Origin of the sequence: Kitasatospora sp. NPDC057965 (assembly GCF_042887135.1) — a bacterium.
In the GTDB taxonomy this organism is placed as follows: Bacteria; Actinomycetota; Actinomycetes; order Streptomycetales; family Streptomycetaceae; genus Kitasatospora.
In genome coordinates this window covers 87,516-105,194 of record NZ_JBHVPZ010000030.1, presented here as the reverse complement: position 1 = coordinate 105,194, position 17,679 = coordinate 87,516, and the positions used below count along the sequence as shown (strand labels likewise).

Sequence of the window (17,679 nt, the reverse complement as noted above, 5' to 3'; positions counted from 1 at the left end):
CCTTCCAGCGGGCCCTCCGGGCGCTTCGTTCTTTCGTGTTTCCAGCTTATCAGACGTTTTCCGCTCCGTTTTCCGGAGTTTCATTCATCCGATTTCCCGAACTGGTCCGGGGCCACTTTTCGCGACGCCCTCCACATTAGCGCATTCCGAGTGTCACTCGAAATTCATGCTTGGAGCGTGGTGCGCTGAGTGGTGTGGCCGCTTCAGCGACTCGTTCAACACTAGGCCACCTGGAGGACATCGTCAAACCTCAAGGGGCGGGATCCGGCTGGATCCCGCCCCTCAGGGTCGAAGCCGCAGGTCAGCGGCGTCGTGCTCCGGCCAACGCGGCCGGTTCGATCACTTGCTCAGCTCGGCCGCGGCCAGGTTGCGCTTGCCCCGGCGCAGGACCAGCCAGCGACCGTGCAACAGGTCGGCCTCGGCCGGCACCGCCTCCTCGTCCGTCACCTTGACGTTGTTGAGGTAGGCACCGCCCTCCTTGATCGTCCGGCGGGCGGCCGAACGGCTCGGGGAGAGGCCGACGGCGACCAGCAGGTCCACGATCGGCTGGAGCTCGGTGACCGCGGCCTTCGGGACCTCGGCGAGCGCGGCGGCCAGGGTGGGGGCCTCCAGGTCGGCGAGGTCGCCCTGGCCGAACAGCGCCTTGGAGGCGGCGACCGCGCGCTCGTACTGGTCGGCGCCGTGCACCAGGGTGGTCAGCTCCTCGGCGAGGGCGCGCTGGGCGAGGCGGGCGGCCGGGCGCTCGGTGGTCTCGCGCTCCAGCTCCTCGATCTCCTCCTTCGAGCGGAAGCTGAAGATCCGCAGGAAGTTGGGGACGTCCCGGTCGTCCGCGTTCAGCCAGAACTGGTAGAAGGCGTACGGGGTGGTCAGCTCGGGGTCGAGCCAGACCGTGCCGGACTCCGTCTTGCCGAACTTGGTGCCGTCGGCCTTGACGATCAGCGGCGTGGCCAGCGCGTGCACCGACTTGCCGTCGGCCTTGCGGATGAGGTCCGTGCCGGCGGTGAGGTTGCCCCACTGGTCGCTGCCACCGGTCTGCAGGGTGCAGCCGTAGCGGCGGTTCAGCTCCAGGTAGTCCATGCCCTGGAGGATCTGGTAGCTGAACTCGGTGTAGCTGATGCCCGCGTCGGAGTTGAGCCGTCGGGCGACGGCCTCCTTGGCGATCATGTTGTTGACGCGGAAGTACTTGCCCACGTCGCGCAGCAGGCTGATCGCGGACATCCCGGAGGTCCAGTCCAGGTTGTTGACCATGCGCGCCGCGTACGGGCCCTCGAAGTCCAGGAACCGGGAGATCTGCCCTCGCAGGCGCTCCACCCAGCCGGCCACCGTCTCGGGGTCGTTGAGCACCCGCTCGGCGGTGGGCTTCGGGTCGCCGATCAGACCGGTGGCACCGCCGACCAGGCCGAGCGGGAGGTTTCCCGCCTGCTGGATGCGGCGCATGGTGAGGATCTGGACCAGGTTGCCGAGGTGCAGGCTCGGGGCCGTCGGGTCGAAGCCGCAATAGAACGTGACCGGGCCGTCCGCGAACGCCTTGCGCAGTGCGTCCTCGTCGGTGGAAAGGGCGATCAGCCCACGCCACCGCAGCTCGTCGACGATGTCCGTCACGGTCACGATTCTCCTTCGGTCGGGCGTCCCGTCCGGTGCGGGCCCGGTTCGATCGGGTCCCGGTGCAGGACGACTCCAGCGCTGTAGAGCCTACGCGGTCGCCGCCAGCGAGTTTTCGCCGCACTGGCATGGACGCGCCGCGAGGGCCGGGTTCCGACGTGGTCATGCCCCTCCGTGACACCGGAAATTCCGTTGTTCGACGGCGGGGAGCCCCTTCAAAGTGGTCCCACCGCCGCGCGGCGGCAGTGACGTGGGTGAGGACGGTCGTGCCGCCGTGGCACGCCCGCGGAAGGGTGGCCGAGGTGCGCAGCACGCTGGTTCTGAACGCAAGCTACGAGCCGCTGACGACGGTGTCGCTCCAGCGCGCCGTGGTCCTGGTGCTCCAGGACAAGGCCGTGGTCGAGCAGGCGCACCCACTGCGCACCATGCGCGGGACCGGGGTGACGGTACCGGTGCCGCGGGTGATCAGACTCCAGCGGTACGTCCGGGTGCCGTTCCGACAACAGGCTCCGTGGTCCCGCCGCGGGGTTCTGGTCCGTGACCAGCACCTGTGTGCCTACTGCGGGCGGCGGGCCACCACGGTGGACCACCTGCAGCCGAGGTCGCGCGGTGGCGGGGACACCTGGCTGAACACCGTGGCCGCCTGCGCGGAGGACAACCAGCTCAAGGCCGACCGGACGCCGGAGCAGGCGGGGATGAAGCTGCTCCGCAAACCGTTCGTCCCGACGCCGCAGGCGACGCTGATGATGGCGCTGGGGCTGCGCGGCTCGGACGTCCGGGAGCTGGCCGACTGGCTGCCGGCCCAGGCCGTCGCCGCGGCCGCGCCGTCCGCCGCCTGAGCGGGCCGGGCGGGCCGGGTCGGCCGGGACGGACCACGAACAGGGGGGAAACACGGGGGAAAGCCGGGCCGGGGACCGACGGGGGAGGTCGGTTCCCGGCCCGGCGCGCGCTCATTCCTTCGCCCGGAAGCCCGTCGCGGTACCGAAGTTGGTCGAGTGCTCGGGGACGGCGACGATCCGGCCGCCGCCGATCAGGACGCGCCCGGAGACCAGCAGCGAGCCGGTGCCGGACGGGAAGTCGCCGCCGACCGTCTCGTGCCCGCCGTCCAGGGCGAAGCGGCTGAGGTGCGCCGGCTGCTCCCTGCGTTCGTCGACGGCGAGCACCAGCGCGCCGCCGTCCACCCCGACGGCCCGGGCGGCACCCTTCTCCCGGGCGGGGGTCCGCCAGCGCTGCTTGCCGGTGTCCAGGTCGTAGCCGACCACCGCGACCGGCCCGCCGGTGCCGTTCGCCGAGGCGGCGGTGGTGACCGTGGTGACCATCGTGCGGTCGTGGAAGAAGACCCCGGGGGTGGCCGAAAACGTGCCGTGGGCGACGTCGAGCCGGCCGTCGGCGTCGGCGACCGGGATCTCGGCGGTGGGGTCGCCGGCCTGGCCCCAGGCGAACACCCGGTCGTCCTCGGGCTTCTCGCCGGTGGTGAGGACGACGGGCGGCTCGGCGGAGAGCACGGTCGCCGTCTTCGGCCGGTTGTTCAGGCCGCGCCACCAGGAGACCTTGCCGTCGGCGGTGTTCAGCGCGACGGCCTGGTCGATGGGGGTGGAGTCGGCGCAGGAGCTGGCGACCAGGACGGTCCCGCCGGAGACGCCGCCGGAGAGGGTGCAGAACTTCCCCTGCCCGGTGTACTGCCAGAGGTCCGCGCCGTCGGCCGACTGCCAGGCGACGGCGTGGCTGTCGCCGACCGCGATCACCTTGTCGTCGGTGACGCCGACGCGCGCGCCGTAGGAGCCCTTGGTATCGGTGAGCGGCTTGGTCCAGGCCGCCCGGCCGTCCTTGGTGTCGACGGCGGTGACCAGGGCGCACGGGCTCTTCGGGTCGGCCTGCGGCCGGAACAGCACGGCTCCCAGGCCGGTCCGGTTGACGGTCGGCGACAGTCCGCACGGGACGGCGCCGGCGGCGGGCGGCTCCACCGCCCAGACCGGTCGGCCGTCCGTCAGGCCGTAGGCGCGCACGCCGGTGGCGTCGGCGCGCACCACCGCGCCGTCGAGCAGCCAGCTGCCGACGAGAGTGTCGTCGCCGCCGGGCCCGCCGGCGTCGGCCCGGGCGGCCCAGGTCCGGCTGTGGGCGGTGGTGAAGCCGGGCTCGCCGGAACTGTCGGCGGAGGCGCTGCCGCCGCCTTCGGCGCTCACCATCAGGCCGGCCGCGACCAGGACGCCGAGCGCGGCCACCCCGGCGCCGCTGCGCACCAGCAGGGCGCGCCGGCCGGGGGCGGCGGCGGACCCGGCGGGACCGGGCCGTGCGGCACGGCGGGCCCGCCGGGAGGACGGCGGGACGGCGGCGGGCACGGGGTCCGCCGCCGCCTCCATGTCCGCGGCGGGCGAGGGCTCGGGGTCGGCCTCGGCCTCGGGCGCCGGCTGGACGTAACCGTCGGCGGTGTACTCGGCACCGGCGGGCACGTACAGCTCCTCCCCCACCGGCTGCTGCGGCACGACGACGTAGGGCGCGTACTGCTGCTGAGGGTGCTGGGAGTGCCCGTCGTGGGGGTGCGCGTCCGGGACGTAGGCGTCGGGCTGCTGCTGCCCCTGGCCGTAGGGGTGGTAGGGGTCGTACGGGAGGTACGGCGCCTCCGGTCCCCGGGGGTCCGCCTGCTGGTGGCCCGCCTGCTGGGGGTACCACGGCTGCGGGTGGCCGTCGCCGAGGGGGTCCTGCGCCATCCGTTCCGTCCCTCCCGACCGCCTGCACTGCGGCAGCCAGCATCTCACGGCCCCGGCGCGGCCCGGAGGGAACGGTTCCGGCTCTGTCAGGTGTGCCCGGGGGCCGGCCCTATCGGGCGGACTCGGCGGCCAGGGCGTCGTCGATCCGGGCGGCGAGGTCGAGGTCGAGGGCGGTGAGGCCCCCGGCGCTGTGGGTGGAGAGGGCGAAGCGCAGGGTGCGCCAGCGGATGTCCACGTCGGGGTGGTGGTCCATCGCCTCGGCGGTGGCGGCGACGGAAACGACGACCCGGATCCCGGCGGGGAAGTCCGGGGCGTCGGCGGTCCGGACGATGGTGTCGCCCTCGCGCGTCCAGTGCGCCAGGGCGGCCAGCCCGGCGGTGATCTCGTCCTCGGTCAGCCGTTCGCGGCTCATCGGCCCACTCCTGTCGCCGGTCGCTGTCAGTTCGTTCGGGACGTGCCCGCACAGGACGATATAGAGGCCGGGCCCCCGGACGTCGGCGACACCTCGGAGCGCGGCCTCAGTCGGTGAGCAGCTTGACGACGGCGGCAAGGCCGACGACCACGATGACCGCGCGCAGTGCCTGCGGCGGCAGCCGGCGGCCGACCCTGGCGCCGACCAGCCCGCCGACCAGCGAGCCGACCGCGATGAGGCCGGCGGCGGCCCAGTTCACCGTCGAGGTGAAGAGGAAGAACAGCGCCGCGACGCCGTTGACGATCATCGCGAGGGCGTTCTTCACGCCGTTGATCCGCTGCAGGTCCTCCTGGAGCAGCATGCCCATCAGGGCCAGCAGCAGCACGCCCTGGGCGGCGCCGAAGTAGCCGCCGTAGACGCCGGTGAGGAAGATCCCGATGAGCAGCGGCACCCCGCCGTGCGGGTCGCCGTCGGGGCGGCGGCGGGCGGCGACGGCCCGGGCGACCCGGGGTTGCAGCACCACCAGGACGAGGGCGAGCAGGATCAGCACCGGGACGATCGCGTCGAAGGCGGCGCTGGGCAGTTCGATCAGCAGGTAGGCGCCGAGCACGCCGCCGAGCAGCGAGGCGGTGCCGAAGCGGGCGAGCCGGGCGCCCTGGCCTTCCAGCTCCCGTCGGTAGCCGATCACGCCGCTGAGCGAGCCGGGCACCAGGCCGAAGGAGTTGGAGACGTTGGCGGTGACCGGGGGAAGGCCGACGGCGAGCAGCACCGGGAAGGTGATGAGCGTGCCGGAGCCGACGATCACATTGATCATTCCGGCGCCGACACCTGCCGCCAGGACGGCGATCGCCTCCCAGACCGTCATGAGCCACCTCCCGTGGGGTCCCGTCGCGGTGATCATGCCGGACGGACCGGCGGGGGTTCCAGAGGCACCCGCGATTCGGGACGTACGACACACGGCCGCGGGCCCGTCGCGCGCGAGGGCCCGCCCCCGTGCGGAACGGGGACGGGCTCTCGCCAGGGCGTCCGGGACCTACCGGCCGGTCACTGCGGGTCGTTCTTGCGGTACTCGCGGAGCGGGTCGATCCGGGGCCGTGCGGAGCCCTTGGTGTCGGTGTCCAGCGGGCGCGGGCCGGCGGCCGGGTCGATCGGGACCTGGGTGGCGGCCGGCGGCGCGGCCGGGGCGGCGCTGGGGGCGGCCACCGCGCCGCCGTTGGCACCGCCGCCGTTGCCGGTCAGGCCGTTGAAGGCGCCGCCGAGGCCCTTGAGCGCGTCGCCGACCTCGCTGGGGATGATCCAGAGCTTGTTGGCGTCGCCCTTGGCCAGCTCGGGCAGGGTCTGGAGGTACTGGTAGGCGAGCAGCTTCTGGTCGGCGTCGCCCTCGTGGATCGCCTCGAAGACGGTCCGGATGGCGGCGGCCTCACCGTCGGCGCGCAGCACCGCGGCCTGGGCCTCACCCTCGGCCTTGAGGACCTCGGCCTGCTTCTCACCCTCGGCGCGCAGGATCTGCGACTGCCGGTTGCCCTCGGCGGTGAGGATCGCGGCGCGCTTGTCCCGCTCGGCGCGCATCTGCTTCTCCATCGAGTCCTGGATGGAGGTCGGCGGCTCGATGGCCTTCAGCTCGACGCGGTTGACCCGGATGCCCCACTTGCCGGTGGCCTCGTCGAGCACCCCGCGCAGGCCGGCGTTGATGACCTCGCGCGAGGTCAGGGTGGATTCGAGGTCCATCGAGCCGATGATGTTGCGCAGCGTGGTGACGGTGAGCTGCTCGATCGCCTGAATGTAGCTGGCGACCTCGTAGGTGGCGGCCCGGGCGTCGGTGACCTGGTAGTAGATCACCGTGTCGATGTTGACGACCAGGTTGTCCTGGGTGATCACCGGCTGCGGCGGGAACGGCACGACCTGCTCGCGCAGGTCGATCCGGTTGCGGACGCGGTCGATGAACGGGACGACGATGTTCAGGCCTGCGTTGAGCGTCCGGGTGTAGCGGCCGAAGCGCTCCACGATCGCGGCGCTGGCCTGCGGGATGACCTGAATCGTCTTGATCAGCGCGATGAAGGCCACCACGACCAGGACGACCAGGACGATAAGGACGGGTTCCACGGACTCTCCCCTAGACGACCAGGGCGGTCGCGCCCTGGATTTCGACGACGTCGACCTGCTCCCCCGGCTGGTAGACCTGCTCGGGGTGGAGCGCTCGGGCCGACCAGATCTCGCCGTTGAGCTTGATCCGGCCGCCCTCCGCGTCGACCCTTTCCGCGACGACCGCGGTGGCGCCCTTGAGCGCCTCGATGCCCATTTTGATCTGCGGGCCCTTCCGCAGTGCCCGGTAGGCGACGGGACGGACGACGACCAGTTGCGCGACCGAGGCCGCGACGAAGGTCAGGACCTGCCAGACCGGGTCGGCGCCCAAGCCCGCGACGCCGGCCGCGACGAGCGCGCCGATCGCGAACATGGCGAGTTCCGGCATCGCGGTGATCACCAGCGGTATACCGAGGCCGACGGCGACCAGAAGCCACCAGATCCAGCTGTCCACGTGTCCATCCTAGGGAGGGAAGGGCCTTCGAGGCGGTCAGTTCCCGCAGGTGGAGGGGCGGAAACCGGTCGCGCGTGCGACCGGTTCCGGTTCGACCGAGTTCGATTGGGGCCCGGTGGCCCCGGCGGAGCCCCCCGAGGCCCGCGCGGAGCCCCCCGAGGCACGGGCGCGGAGCCCGTGCCGGAGCCCGCGCGGAGCCGATCCGGCGTCAGCCGAGCGGCAGGCCCTGGGCGGACCAGCGGTCGCCGTGGCGCTCCAGGGTCAGCGGCAGGCCGAAGCACTTGGAGAGGTTGCGTGCCGTCAGCTCGGTGTCGATCGGGCCGGCGGCGAGCACCTTGCCCTGACGGATCATCAGGACGTGGGTGAAGCCGGGGGCGATCTCCTCGACGTGGTGGGTGACCATCGCCATGGCCGGCGCGAACTCGTCCTGGGCCAGGGCGCCGAGGCGGCGGACGAGGTCCTCGCGGCCGCCGAGGTCGAGGCCGGCGGCGGGCTCGTCGAGCAGCAGCAGCTCGGGGTCGGTCATCAGGGCGCGGGCGATCAGGGTGCGCTTGCGCTCGCCCTCGGAGAGGGTGCCGAAGCGGCGGTCGGTCAGGCTCGCCATGCCGAGGCGGTCGAGCAGGGCGAGCGCACGGGACTCGTCGGACTGCTCGTAGGTCTCCTGCCAGGTGACGGTCATGCCGTACGCGGCGGTCAGCACCGTCTGCAGCACGGTCTGCTCGGCCGGCAGCTTGTCGAACATCGCGGCGCCGGCCAGGCCGATCCGCGAGCGCAGCTCGAAGACGTCCACCTCGCCGAGCTTCTCGCCGAGGACGGTGACCTTGCCGGCGGTCGGGAAGAGGTACGAGGAGGCGATCTGCAGCAGGGTGGTCTTGCCGGCGCCGTTCGGGCCGAGGATGACCCAGCGCTCACCCTCGGAGATGGACCACGAGACCTGGTCGACCAGCGCGCGCCCCTCCCGGACCACGGAAACGTCCACCAGCTCCAGCACGTCGCTCATGCCTACGCCTTCCCCAAAAACAGATATCTCGGCCGTCGGTGCGGGCGGGCAGCCTACCCCTGGTGGCCGGTGGCACGGAGTGGGTGCGCCGCACACGCATGGGCAAACCTACGCCACGCGGATGGCCGCCGATTCCGTAGGCTGGCCGGATGCTCGCCTCTCCTGCCGACAATCCGTACGAAGAGCCCCGTTCGGGGCGGCTGGCCGCCTGGGGCAACGCCCTGCTGGCCGGTCTGGTGCCGCCCGACAACGCCGCCGCGGCCGTTCTGGCGGCCGACGAGGGCCACCGGGTGACCGGTCTGCCCGGGGACGGGCCGGACGAGCGGCACGGGCTCACCTGGGCGCTGGGCCGGCTGCGGGTGCTGGGCGTGCGGGGCCTGCGGCTGGCGCTGCCGTCGGCCGGGCACCCGCTGGGTCTGACCGGGCCGGCGCCGTTCAACGAGCGGGCGATGGCGGCCGGCGAGGCGGTGCTGGCGGTCGGGGTGCCGCTGGGGCTGGTCCCCGAGGTCGAGGTGTTCGGCCCGGCCGGGGACCGGTCGGCGACCGTGCTGTGGCGCTGCTCCGAGGTGAACGACGCGCCGCCGGCGGACGTGCCGTCGCTGCACGAGGCCGAGTTCGAGCTCGCGGACGGGCTGCGCCGGGCGACCCTGCTGCTGACCCAGCTGGACGTCGCCGGGGCCGGGCCCGAGGCGCTGCGGGCGCTGGAGGCCTTTCGGCGGCGCGGCCACGACGAGCTGCTCGCGCCGGGGTACCCGCCGCGGGCGGTGCGGGTACTGGAGTCGGCGCGCCAGGTGGCGGCGCTGCTGTCGATCGCCTCGGGCAGCCACGGCGCGGCGGTGAGCGCCTCGGAGATCGCGGCCCGGCAGGCGGTGCTGGCGCCGCTGTGGCGCACGGCCCGCCGGGCCCAGGTGGCGGCGTACAACGCGCTGGTGGACGAGGAGCGGGGCTAGCGCGTCTCGCCGTGCCGGACGGCCCAGAGGGCGGCCTGGGTGCGGTCGGCGAGGTCCAGCTTCATGAGGATGTTGGAGACGTGCGTCTTCACCGTCTTCTCGGACAGGTGGAGGCTGCGGGCGATCTCCCGGTTGGAGCGGCCGTCGGAGATGTGGCCGAGCACCTCGCGCTCGCGCTCGGTGAGGGTGCCGCCGCGGCCCTGCGGGGGGCGCGGGCCGTCGTCGGCGAGCAGCGCCTCGGCGAGTTCCGGCTGGAGCAGCACGTGGCCGGCGTGGACCGAGCGGATCGCGCCGGCCAGCGCCTCCGGGTCGACGTCCTTGTAGACGTACCCGGCGGCGCCGGCCCGCAGGGCGGGGACCATGGTGCGGTGCTCGGTGAAGCTGGTGACGATCAGGATCCGGGCCCGGCTGCCCTCCTCCTTGAGCGTGCGCAGCGCCTCGATGCCGTCGACGCCGGGCATCTTGAGGTCCATCAGCACGACGTCGGGGTCCAGGGCGCGGGCCCGGTCGACGCCCTCGGCGCCGTCGGCGGCCTCGCCGACCACCTCGATGTCGTCCTGCACCTCCAGGAAGGTGCGCAGGCCGCGGCGGACCACCTGGTGGTCGTCGACCAGCAGGACGCGGATCGCGGGCACGGTGTCAGGCACCGGGGACCTCCATCTCGACGACCGTGCCCCTTCCGGGGGCGGAGTCCAGGGTGAGCCGGCCGCCGACCGCGGCGGCGCGGTCGCGCATCGAGGCCAGGCCGAGGTGGCGGCCGGCCCGGCGGACCGAGTCGGGGTCGAAGCCCCGGCCGTTGTCGCTGATCCGCAGCACGGCGCCGCGGGCGGGCGTGCCGGCCAGGGTGACGGTGACCCGGCGGGCCCCGGAGTGGCGCAGCGCGTTGTGCAGGGCCTCCTGGGCGACCCGCAGCAGGGCGCCCTCCTGGGCCTGCGGCAGGGCGCGGACCCGGTCGGCGGCAAAGGCGATGTCGGCGGCGTGGGCGCGGTCGAGGACCTGCACCTGGGAGGCCAGGGTGGCGCTGAGGCCGTCCTCCTCCAAGGCGGCGGGGCGCAGCTCGACGACCACGGCGCGCAGTTCGTCGGCGGCCTCGGCGGCGAGCCGGGCGACCTCGGCGAGCTCCTCGCGGGCGCGGGCCGGGTCGCGGTCGACGAGCTTGGCGGCGGCCTTGGCGGTGAGGCGCAGCGAGAAGAGCTTCTGCGAGACGGCGTCGTGCAGGTCGTGGGCGATCCGGGCGCGTTCGCCGGCCAGGGTGAGTTCGCGGCTGCGCTCGTAGAGGCGGGCGTTGGAGAGCGCGAGCGCCGCGTGGGCGGCGAGTATCCGCAGGAGTTCCTCGTCGTGGTCGGTGAAGCCGCCGCCGCCCTGCTTGTTGGCGAGGTAGATCACGCCGAGGACGCCGGGCTCGTCCTCGGCGTGGTCGGGGTCGAGGATCGGCATGCCGAGGAAGGCGCCGAGTTCGGGGTGGGCGTCCGGCCAGCCGCCGAAGGCGGGGGCGCTGCGGACGTCGTCGAGCCGGACGGCGCCGGTCTCGTGGAACATCGCGGCGAGCACGCCGTGCTGGCGGGGCAGCGGGCCGATGGCCTTCCACTGCTCGTCGGTGACGCCGTCGACGACGAACTGGGCGAAGCCGCCGTGGTCGTCGGGGACGCCGAGGGCCGCGTACTCGGCGCCGAGCAGGCGGCGGGCGGAGGCGGTGATCCGGCGCAGCACCTCGCGGACCTCCAGGTGGCGGCTCATCGCGAGCAGTGCCTGGCTGACGGCCTCGATGCCGGCGAGGCAGGGTTCGCAGGCGGGCAGGGTGCCGTCGGGCGGCGGGCCGACCGGGATCCGGTCGGTGGGCAGCGCTCCGGCGTGCCGGTGGTCGCGTGGCACGGTGGGCATGACGCCAACCTACCGCCGGGTGCGGGGCCCGCGCGTCCGTCCCGGGGCCGGGCCGGGCCCGGGTCTGAGGACCTAGGGCCCAGGGCCCGGGTCTCGCCGGGTGGCCCCGGGAACGCCGCGGGGGCGGCCCTCCCCCGGCGGGGCGGGCCGCCCCCGGGGGCGGTCGGCGGGCGGGTCAGCCCTTCTGCATGACCTCGGGCTCGTGACGGCGCTGCAGGCGGGTCACGACGATGCCGATGACGACCGACATCAGGATCAGGATCCCGGCGTCGAACCAGAACTGCCCGGCGTTGTGGCCCCAGATCGCGTCGTACTCGGGGTTCTGGAAGTCCTTGTTCCAGGGGCCGAGCAGGTGCGAGAGGTCGAGCGTGGTGGCGACCATGCCGGTGCCCCAGCGGGCCGGCATCAGCCAGGCGAACTGCTCCAGGCCGGGCTTGGAGAAGACCTGGAAGAGACAGCCGGTGAAGACGACCTGGATGATCGCGAACATGACCAGCAGCGGCATGGTCTTCTCGGCGGTCTTCACCAGGGCGGAGATCGCCAGGCCGAACATCATCGAGGCGAAGCTGAGCAGGATCAGGCCGAGGCTCATCTCCAGGATCGGCAGGTTCTTGATCACCAGGCCCTCGGCGGGCAGCTTGCGCGGCAGGAAGCCGACGGCGGAGATGATCGCGCCCTGGATCACGCTGAAGAAGCCCAGCACGATGATCTTGGACATCATGTACGCCGAGCGGGAGAGCCCGGTGGCCCGTTCCCGTTCGTAGATCGCCCGTTCCTTGATCAGCTCGCGGACCGAGTTGGCCGCCCCGGAGAAGCAGGCGCCGATCGCCAGGATCAGCATGATCGTCGCGGCGCCGCTGTTCAGGCCGAGCTGCGTCTTGGGGTTGCGGGCCAGGCCGGGCTCGTTGGGGATCAGCACGCTGACCGCGCCGAGCACCGCCGGCAGCAGGATCGACAGCGCCAGGAAGCCGCGGTCGGAGGCGAGCACCGAGACGTAGCGGCGGATCAGCGTCCACAGCTGCGAGCCCCAGCTCTGCGGCTTCGGCGGGCGGACGGCCTCCTGCACGATCTGCGCGGACTGCACCGGCTGCGCGGCGCCGGATTCGACGTCGGCCGAGTACTGCTGGTGGTGCACCGAGCCCCGGTAGCGGCCGGCCCAGTCGTGGTCCGGGTAGTTCTCGAAGGCCTGGAAGACATCGGCCCAGGTCTCGTAACCGAAGAAGTGCAGGGCCTCGTCCGGCGGGCCGAAGTACGCCACCGAGCCGCCCGGTGCCATCACCAGCAGCCGATCGCACAGCGCGAGTTCGGCCACCGAGTGGGTGACGACCAGGATGGTGCGGCCGTCGTCGGCGAGGCCGCGCAGCATCTGCATGACCTCGCGGTCCATGCCCGGGTCGAGGCCCGAGGTGGGCTCGTCCAGGAAGATCAGCGAGGGCTTGGTGAGCAGCTCCAGCGCGACCGAGACGCGCTTCTGCTGGCCGCCGGAGAGCGCGGTGATCCGGTTGTCGGCGCGCTTGTCCAGACGCAGCTCGTAGAGCACCTCGTCGATCCGGGCCTCGCGCTCGCGCGGCTCGGTATCGCCGGGGAAGCGCAGCCGGGCCGCGTACTTGAGGCCGGTGCGGACGGTCAGCTCCTTGTGCAGGATCTCCGACTGCGGCACCAGGCCGATCCGCGAGCGCAGCTCGGCGAACTGCTTGTAGAGGTTGCGGCCGTCGTAGAGGACGTCACCGCGGTCGGCCGGGCGGTAGCCGGTGAGGGCGCGCAGCAGGGTCGACTTGCCGGAGCCGGACGGGCCGATGACCGCGACCAGGGACTTCTCCGGGACGCCGAAGCTGACGTCGTTGAGCAGGATCTTCTTGGCGCCCTTGTGCTCGACCTCGACGGTCAGGTGCCGGGCGGAGAAGGAGACCGCGCCGGTGTCGACGAACTCCTGCAGCTGGTCGCCGACCAGCACGAAGCTGGAGTGGCCGACGGTCAGCCGGTCCTGTGCGCCGATCAGCTGACGCTCGACGCGCTGGCCGTTGAGGAAGATGCCGTTGTGGCTGCCGAGGTCGACGATCTCGTAGCGGCCGTCCGGCAGCTGGCGCAGCTCGGCGTGGTGGCGGGAGACCTGGAGGTCGGAGACGACGATGTCGTTGTCGAGCGCGCGGCCGATCCGGATGGTCTTCATGCCGGCGGTCAGGTTGCGGATGATCGTCGGCTGCGGGCCGCCGTCGTGGGCGGCGGGCGACGGCTGCGGGAAGCCCTGCTGTTGCTGCGGGAACGGCTGCTGGCCGTGCTGCGGCGGGACGGGCTGCCGGCCGTGCTGGACGGGCGGCTGCGCGTACTGCTGCGCCTGCTGCGGGTAGGGCTGCACGGGCTGCTGCGCCGGCGCGGCCTGCCACTGCTGCTGCGGGGCGGGGCTGCGGCTGGTGGTCGCCTCGTGCCAGGCCTGGGCCTGGGCGGCGGGCTGGGCGGCCGGCGCGGAGAAGGCGAGCCGGGGGCCGTTCTCGGCGTTGCCGAGGTTGACCACGGCGCCCGGGAACAGCTGCGCCTGCAGGGTGCGGGCGCCGCCGGTGTAGGTGCCGTTGGTGCTCCCGTGGTCGTCCAGCTGCCAACCCGCCCCGTTGAACGAGATGGTGGCGTGCTGCCAGGAGACCCGCGCGTCGTCGAACTGGAAGTCCGACTGCGGATTGCGACCGATGGTGTAGGACCGCCCGGGTTCCAGGACCCGCTGCTGTCCGTTGATCTCGATGACGAGTTGCGGCACTGCTCGTCTGCCCCGCTCTCTCGGTTCCCCCGATGGTGCGCCCCGGTCAGGTGGGGGCGAAAATGATCGTGAATCTGACGGGGGAATCATTCCAGCCCGCCGGGCACGGGTGAAAGCCGCCCCCGCGGACTGTGACCAGGCGGCAACGATTCGCGGACCACCGGCGGACCACCTCCGGCGGCCGGCTCCGCCGCTGGTCCGCGGGGCCCTCCCCCGGCCCGTCCGTGGACGGGTCCGCGGGCCCGTCCACGACCCGGACGGGTGCCGTCGCCGCGACGGGCTGCGGGTAGCGTGGGAGGCACCATGAACGCATCGCCCTTGGCCGCCGAGCCGCTCCCCGCACCGCAGCCCCGGACCGAGGACGGGCGCACCCTGCTCGTCAAGGTGTTCGGCAAGGACCGCCCCGGGATCACCACCGGGCTCTTCGCCACCCTGGCCGGGTACGGCGTCGAGGTCATCGACATCGAGCAGGTGGTGACCCGTGGCCGGATAACGCTGTGCGCCCTGGTCACCGCGCCCGACGCGGCGGGCGCCGAGGGCGGTCTGCGGGCCCTGGTGCACCGCTGGGCCGAGGACCAGAAGCTCCAGGCCGAGATCATCTCCGGCATCGGCGACAACCGGCCGCGCCGGGAGGGCCGCTCGCACGTCACCGTCCTCGGCCACCCGCTCACCGCCTCCGCCGTCGCCGCGCTCACCTCCCGGATCACCGAGGGCGGCGGCAACATCGACCGCGTCTTCCGGCTCGCCAAGTACCCGGTGACCGCCGTCGAGCTGGCCGTCTCGGGCGTGGCCACCGACCGGCTGCGGGCCGAGCTGGCGCAGGAGGCGGCCACCCAGCGGGTGGACGTCGCGGTGGTGGCGGCCGGGCTGGAGCGGCGGGCCAAGCGGCTGGTCGTCATGGACGTCGACTCGACGCTGATCCAGGACGAGGTGATCGAGCTGTTCGCCGCCCACGCGGGCTGCGAGGCGGAGGTCGCCGAGGTGACGGCGGCGGCGATGCGCGGCGAGCTGGACTTCGCCGAGTCGCTGCACGCCCGGGTGGCGCTGCTGGCCGGGCTGGACGCCGCGGTGACCGAGAAGGTGCGCGCGGAGGTCCGGTTCACCCCGGGCGCGCGCACCCTGATCCGCACGCTGCAGCGGCTGGGCTTCCAGGTGGCGGTGGTGTCCGGCGGGTTCACCCAGGTCACCGACCACCTGGTGGAGCAGCTGGGGCTGGACTTCGCGGCGGCGAACACCCTGGAGGTGGTGGACGGGAAGTTCACCGGCCGGGTGGTCGGCGAGATCGTCGACCGGGCGGGCAAGGCGCGCTGGCTGACCCGGTTCGCCGAGCAGGCCAAGGTGCCGCTGGAGCAGACGGTGGCGATCGGCGACGGCGCCAACGACCTGGACATGCTGAACGCGGCCGGGCTGGGCGTGGCGTTCAACGCGAAGCCGGTGGTGCGGCAGGCGGCGGACACCGCGGTGAACGTGCCCTTCCTGGACACCGTGCTGTACCTGCTCGGGATCACCCGCGAGGAGGTCGAGGCGGCCGACGTGCTGGACGGTCCGGCCGAGGACGGCGCCGCGGCGACCGTCTGACGGGGCTGACGGGGCCGACGGGGCCCTGCGTGGCAGACACCGAGGGGCGCGCGGACACCTGGTCCGCACGCCCCTCGGCGTTTCGCCCGTGTGCCTAGTCCTGCGGCGTGAAGTACGAGACCAGCGCGGCGACGCCCGGCTCGACGTCCTTCCAGGAGCCGGAGAAGCTGAGCACCGCGATGGCGGCGGTCGGGAAGCCGCCGAGCCGCAGCCGCTCCAGCGCGTCCCGGTCGCCCTCGTCGCCGGCCAGCACCTGGGTCAGGCCGAGCACTCCCGGGTTGTGGCCGACCAGGACCAGGTCGGCGTGGTCGTCCGGGGTCTCCTGGAGGACGGCGATGATCTCCCCCGGAGTCGCCTCGTAGACCCGGTTCTCGTACACCGTGCGGCGCGAGCGCTTCGGCAGCTCGTGCGCGGCGAGCTTCCACGTCTCCCGGGTGCGCAGGGCGTCGGAGCAGAGCACGTAGTCGGGGTTGATCCCGGAGTCGGCGAGCCAGCGTCCGGCCTCCGGGGCCTGGTGGCGGCCCCGGTCGGCCAGCGGCCGCTCGTGGTCGTCGACGCCGTTCGGCCAGTCGGCCTTGGCATGGCGGAGAACGATGATCCTGCGGGGCGTGTCGGCGCTCATACCCAGCAAGCTTGGCAGAAAAGCCGGCCGGGAGCGCGATGCTGCCCGATGCCGCCACCCGACGGGGCGGGCGGTGCCATCATGCGGGGTTCACCCGGAGGTCGTCGTCCGGCCGACCGGGTTCCGGTCAGCCGAGGTTCTGGGCGACGGTCGCGACGATGATCAGCAGGACGACGATGCCGCCGATGATCGCGGCGATCTGGCCGAGCTTCTTGTGGCCGTCGGTGGGGTTCGGTTCGAGAACGGGCATGCCCGGATTCTCCCATCCCGGACACGCCCGTCCACCACCGACCCCGTCGCGCCGCCCGGGCCCGTCAGGCCGCGGCCGCGGCCTGGGCCGGGACCGCCTCGTCCTCGATGTGCCGGGCCCGGGCCGCCCGCAGGCCGAACAGCATCTGGGGCACCAGCAGCACCGCCAGGAAGCCGAGCGGCAGGTACCACTCGCCGGTCGCCTGGTAGAGCCGGCCGATCAGGATCGGACCGGGGATCGAGATCAGGTAGCCGACGCCCTGGGCGAAGGCGGACAGCTGGGCGACGCCGCCGGCCGACCGGGCGCGCAGACCGATCAGGGTCAGCACCAGCGGGAAGGCGCAGTTGGACAGGCCCACCAGGACCGCCCACAGCCACGGCGCGGCGGCCGGGGCGAACGCCAGACCGAGGTAGCCGGCGATGCCGAAGGCCGCCAGCACCACCACGAACAGCCGCTGGTCACCGCGGCGGGCGGCCAGGTTGGGCAGGATGAAGGAGACCGGCACGCCGATCACCATGGTCAGTGCCAGCAGCACGCCGGAGGTGCCCTCGGAGATGCCGGAGTCCTGGAAGATCTTCGGCAGCCAGCCCATCACCACGTAGGCGCCGGTCGCCTGGCATCCGAAGAAGCAGGCCAGCGCCCAGGCGGTGCGGCTGCGGGTGATCGGCAGCTTCACCCCGGAGCCCTGGCCGTCCGACGGTCCGCCGCCCTGCTTGCGGCGGGTGAGCAGCACCGGGACCCAGAGCAGCAGGGCGAGGGCGCCGAGCGCGGCCCACACCCCGAGGCCGACCCGCCAGTCGCCGCCGAGCGCGCTGGTCAGCGGGACGGCGACGGCCGCGGCCAGCGCGGTGCCGCCGGACAGCGCCATCGAGTACAGGCCGATCATCGGCCCGACCTTGTCCGGGAAGTACCGCTTGATCACCACCGGGAGCAGCACGTTGGCGACCGCGACGCCGGCCAGCGCGAGCGCGGTCAGCAGCAGGAAGACGGCGGTGTTGCCGGCGAAGGAGCGGGCCAGCACGCCGGCGGTGATCGCGCCGATGCCCGCGGTGACCACGGCGACCGGGCCGAGCCGGCGGGCCAGGCCGGGCGCGGCGAAGCCGAACAGGGCGAAGCAGAGCGAGGGGACGGCGGTGAGCAGGCCCGCCACCGTCGGGCTCATCCCGAGGTCGGCGCGGACCTGGTCGAGCATCGGCCCGAGGCTGGTGACCACGGGGCGGAGGTTGAACGCGGCGGCGGCGATCGCGAGGGCGAAGAGCCAGCCGGCGGAGCTGCGGCCGGTCGGGGCGGGCCGCTCGGGCTGCGGCCGGCCCCCGGCGCGGGGGGAGGCGGTGGCGGGATCTGCGGTGTCTGCTGCGGACGACATGCGAGTCATCATAGAATGATGGGAT

16 protein-coding genes are annotated in these 17,679 nt (G+C 73.2%); 3 read left to right on the top strand and 13 right to left on the bottom strand.

Going from position 1 to position 17,679, the window contains the following annotated elements; all coding sequences use genetic code 11:
• Window positions 1-339 precede the first annotated feature (339 nt).
• Complete coding sequence (gene tyrS / locus ACFVVU_RS31260) at window positions 340-1,602, bottom strand: tyrosine--tRNA ligase (protein ID WP_355374682.1); 1,263 nt, start codon at window positions 1,600-1,602, stop codon at window positions 340-342.
• Between the two features lie 302 nt (window positions 1,603-1,904).
• On the opposite strand from tyrS, the gene ACFVVU_RS31255 reads away from it, so the two are divergent.
• A complete protein-coding gene (locus ACFVVU_RS31255) occupies window positions 1,905-2,441 on the top strand; it encodes an HNH endonuclease (protein WP_387793560.1) in 537 nt (178 codons plus the stop codon).
• 111 nt (window positions 2,442-2,552) lie between these two features.
• Here ACFVVU_RS31255 and ACFVVU_RS31250 read toward each other — a convergent pair whose 3' ends face one another.
• The 6 genes from ACFVVU_RS31250 to ACFVVU_RS31225 form a co-directional block, all read right to left on the bottom strand.
• Window positions 2,553-4,310, bottom strand: coding sequence for a PQQ-binding-like beta-propeller repeat protein (locus ACFVVU_RS31250; RefSeq protein WP_387793559.1), 1,758 nt, complete (start codon window positions 4,308-4,310; stop codon window positions 2,553-2,555).
• A 109-nt stretch (window positions 4,311-4,419) separates the two neighbouring features.
• Window positions 4,420-4,722 (bottom strand): 4a-hydroxytetrahydrobiopterin dehydratase, encoded by a 303-nt coding sequence (locus tag ACFVVU_RS31245; RefSeq protein ID WP_380683195.1) that lies wholly within the window; start codon window positions 4,720-4,722, stop codon window positions 4,420-4,422.
• A gap of 106 nt (window positions 4,723-4,828) precedes the next feature.
• Window positions 4,829-5,587: a sulfite exporter TauE/SafE family protein gene (locus ACFVVU_RS31240; RefSeq protein ID WP_380683194.1), complete on the bottom strand. Its 759-nt coding sequence runs from the start codon at window positions 5,585-5,587 to the stop codon at window positions 4,829-4,831.
• 179 nt (window positions 5,588-5,766) lie between these two features.
• The gene (locus ACFVVU_RS31235) at window positions 5,767-6,825 is read right to left on the bottom strand and encodes an SPFH domain-containing protein (protein ID WP_380683193.1); all 1,059 of its coding nucleotides are present in this window, start codon (window positions 6,823-6,825) and stop codon (window positions 5,767-5,769) included.
• A 10-nt stretch (window positions 6,826-6,835) separates the two neighbouring features.
• Window positions 6,836-7,258 (bottom strand): NfeD family protein, encoded by a 423-nt coding sequence (locus ACFVVU_RS31230; protein WP_355374586.1) that lies wholly within the window; start codon window positions 7,256-7,258, stop codon window positions 6,836-6,838.
• Window positions 7,259-7,466: 208 nt separating this feature from the next.
• Window positions 7,467-8,258 carry an ABC transporter ATP-binding protein gene (locus ACFVVU_RS31225; RefSeq protein ID WP_355374589.1) on the bottom strand — a complete coding sequence of 264 codons (792 nt, stop codon included), beginning with the start codon at window positions 8,256-8,258 and terminating at the stop codon, window positions 7,467-7,469.
• Window positions 8,259-8,407: 149 nt separating this feature from the next.
• Between ACFVVU_RS31225 and ACFVVU_RS31220 the strand changes: the two genes are divergently transcribed.
• The gene (locus ACFVVU_RS31220) at window positions 8,408-9,208 is read left to right on the top strand and encodes a hypothetical protein (protein WP_380683192.1); all 801 of its coding nucleotides are present in this window, start codon (window positions 8,408-8,410) and stop codon (window positions 9,206-9,208) included.
• Here the strand turns inward: ACFVVU_RS31220 and ACFVVU_RS31215 are convergent.
• From ACFVVU_RS31215 to ACFVVU_RS31205, 3 genes are all read right to left on the bottom strand, one after another.
• Entirely contained in the window at window positions 9,205-9,855 is a 651-nt protein-coding gene (locus ACFVVU_RS31215; protein WP_355374594.1) for a response regulator transcription factor, read from the bottom strand. The two genes, ACFVVU_RS31220 and ACFVVU_RS31215, sit on opposite strands and share 4 nt — an antisense overlap.
• A complete protein-coding gene (locus tag ACFVVU_RS31210; protein ID WP_387793562.1) occupies window positions 9,848-10,945 on the bottom strand; it encodes a GAF domain-containing sensor histidine kinase in 1,098 nt (365 codons plus the stop codon). Before ACFVVU_RS31210 ends, ACFVVU_RS31215 begins: the two co-directional genes overlap by 8 nt.
• 319 nt (window positions 10,946-11,264) lie before the next feature.
• Window positions 11,265-13,838, bottom strand: coding sequence for an FHA domain-containing protein (locus ACFVVU_RS31205; protein WP_380683190.1), 2,574 nt, complete (start codon window positions 13,836-13,838; stop codon window positions 11,265-11,267).
• A gap of 303 nt (window positions 13,839-14,141) precedes the next feature.
• Between ACFVVU_RS31205 and serB the strand changes: the two genes are divergently transcribed.
• Complete coding sequence (serB, locus tag ACFVVU_RS31200; RefSeq protein ID WP_387793558.1) at window positions 14,142-15,416, top strand: phosphoserine phosphatase SerB; 1,275 nt, start codon at window positions 14,142-14,144, stop codon at window positions 15,414-15,416.
• A 94-nt stretch (window positions 15,417-15,510) separates the two neighbouring features.
• Here the strand turns inward: serB and ACFVVU_RS31195 are convergent, their stop codons facing one another.
• The 3 genes from ACFVVU_RS31195 to ACFVVU_RS31185 all read right to left on the bottom strand — a co-directional run bounded on the left by ACFVVU_RS31195 (window position 15,511) and on the right by ACFVVU_RS31185 (window position 17,654).
• A complete protein-coding gene (locus ACFVVU_RS31195) occupies window positions 15,511-16,038 on the bottom strand; it encodes a histidine phosphatase family protein (protein ID WP_355374602.1) in 528 nt (175 codons plus the stop codon).
• 127 nt (window positions 16,039-16,165) lie between these two features.
• Window positions 16,166-16,288 (bottom strand): SGM_5486 family transporter-associated protein, encoded by a 123-nt coding sequence (locus ACFVVU_RS31190; RefSeq protein WP_355374605.1) that lies wholly within the window; start codon window positions 16,286-16,288, stop codon window positions 16,166-16,168.
• 64 nt (window positions 16,289-16,352) lie between these two features.
• Window positions 16,353-17,654, bottom strand: a complete 1,302-nt coding sequence (locus tag ACFVVU_RS31185) for a CynX/NimT family MFS transporter (RefSeq protein ID WP_380683188.1) — start codon at window positions 17,652-17,654, stop codon at window positions 16,353-16,355.
• Window positions 17,655-17,679 lie beyond the last annotated feature (25 nt).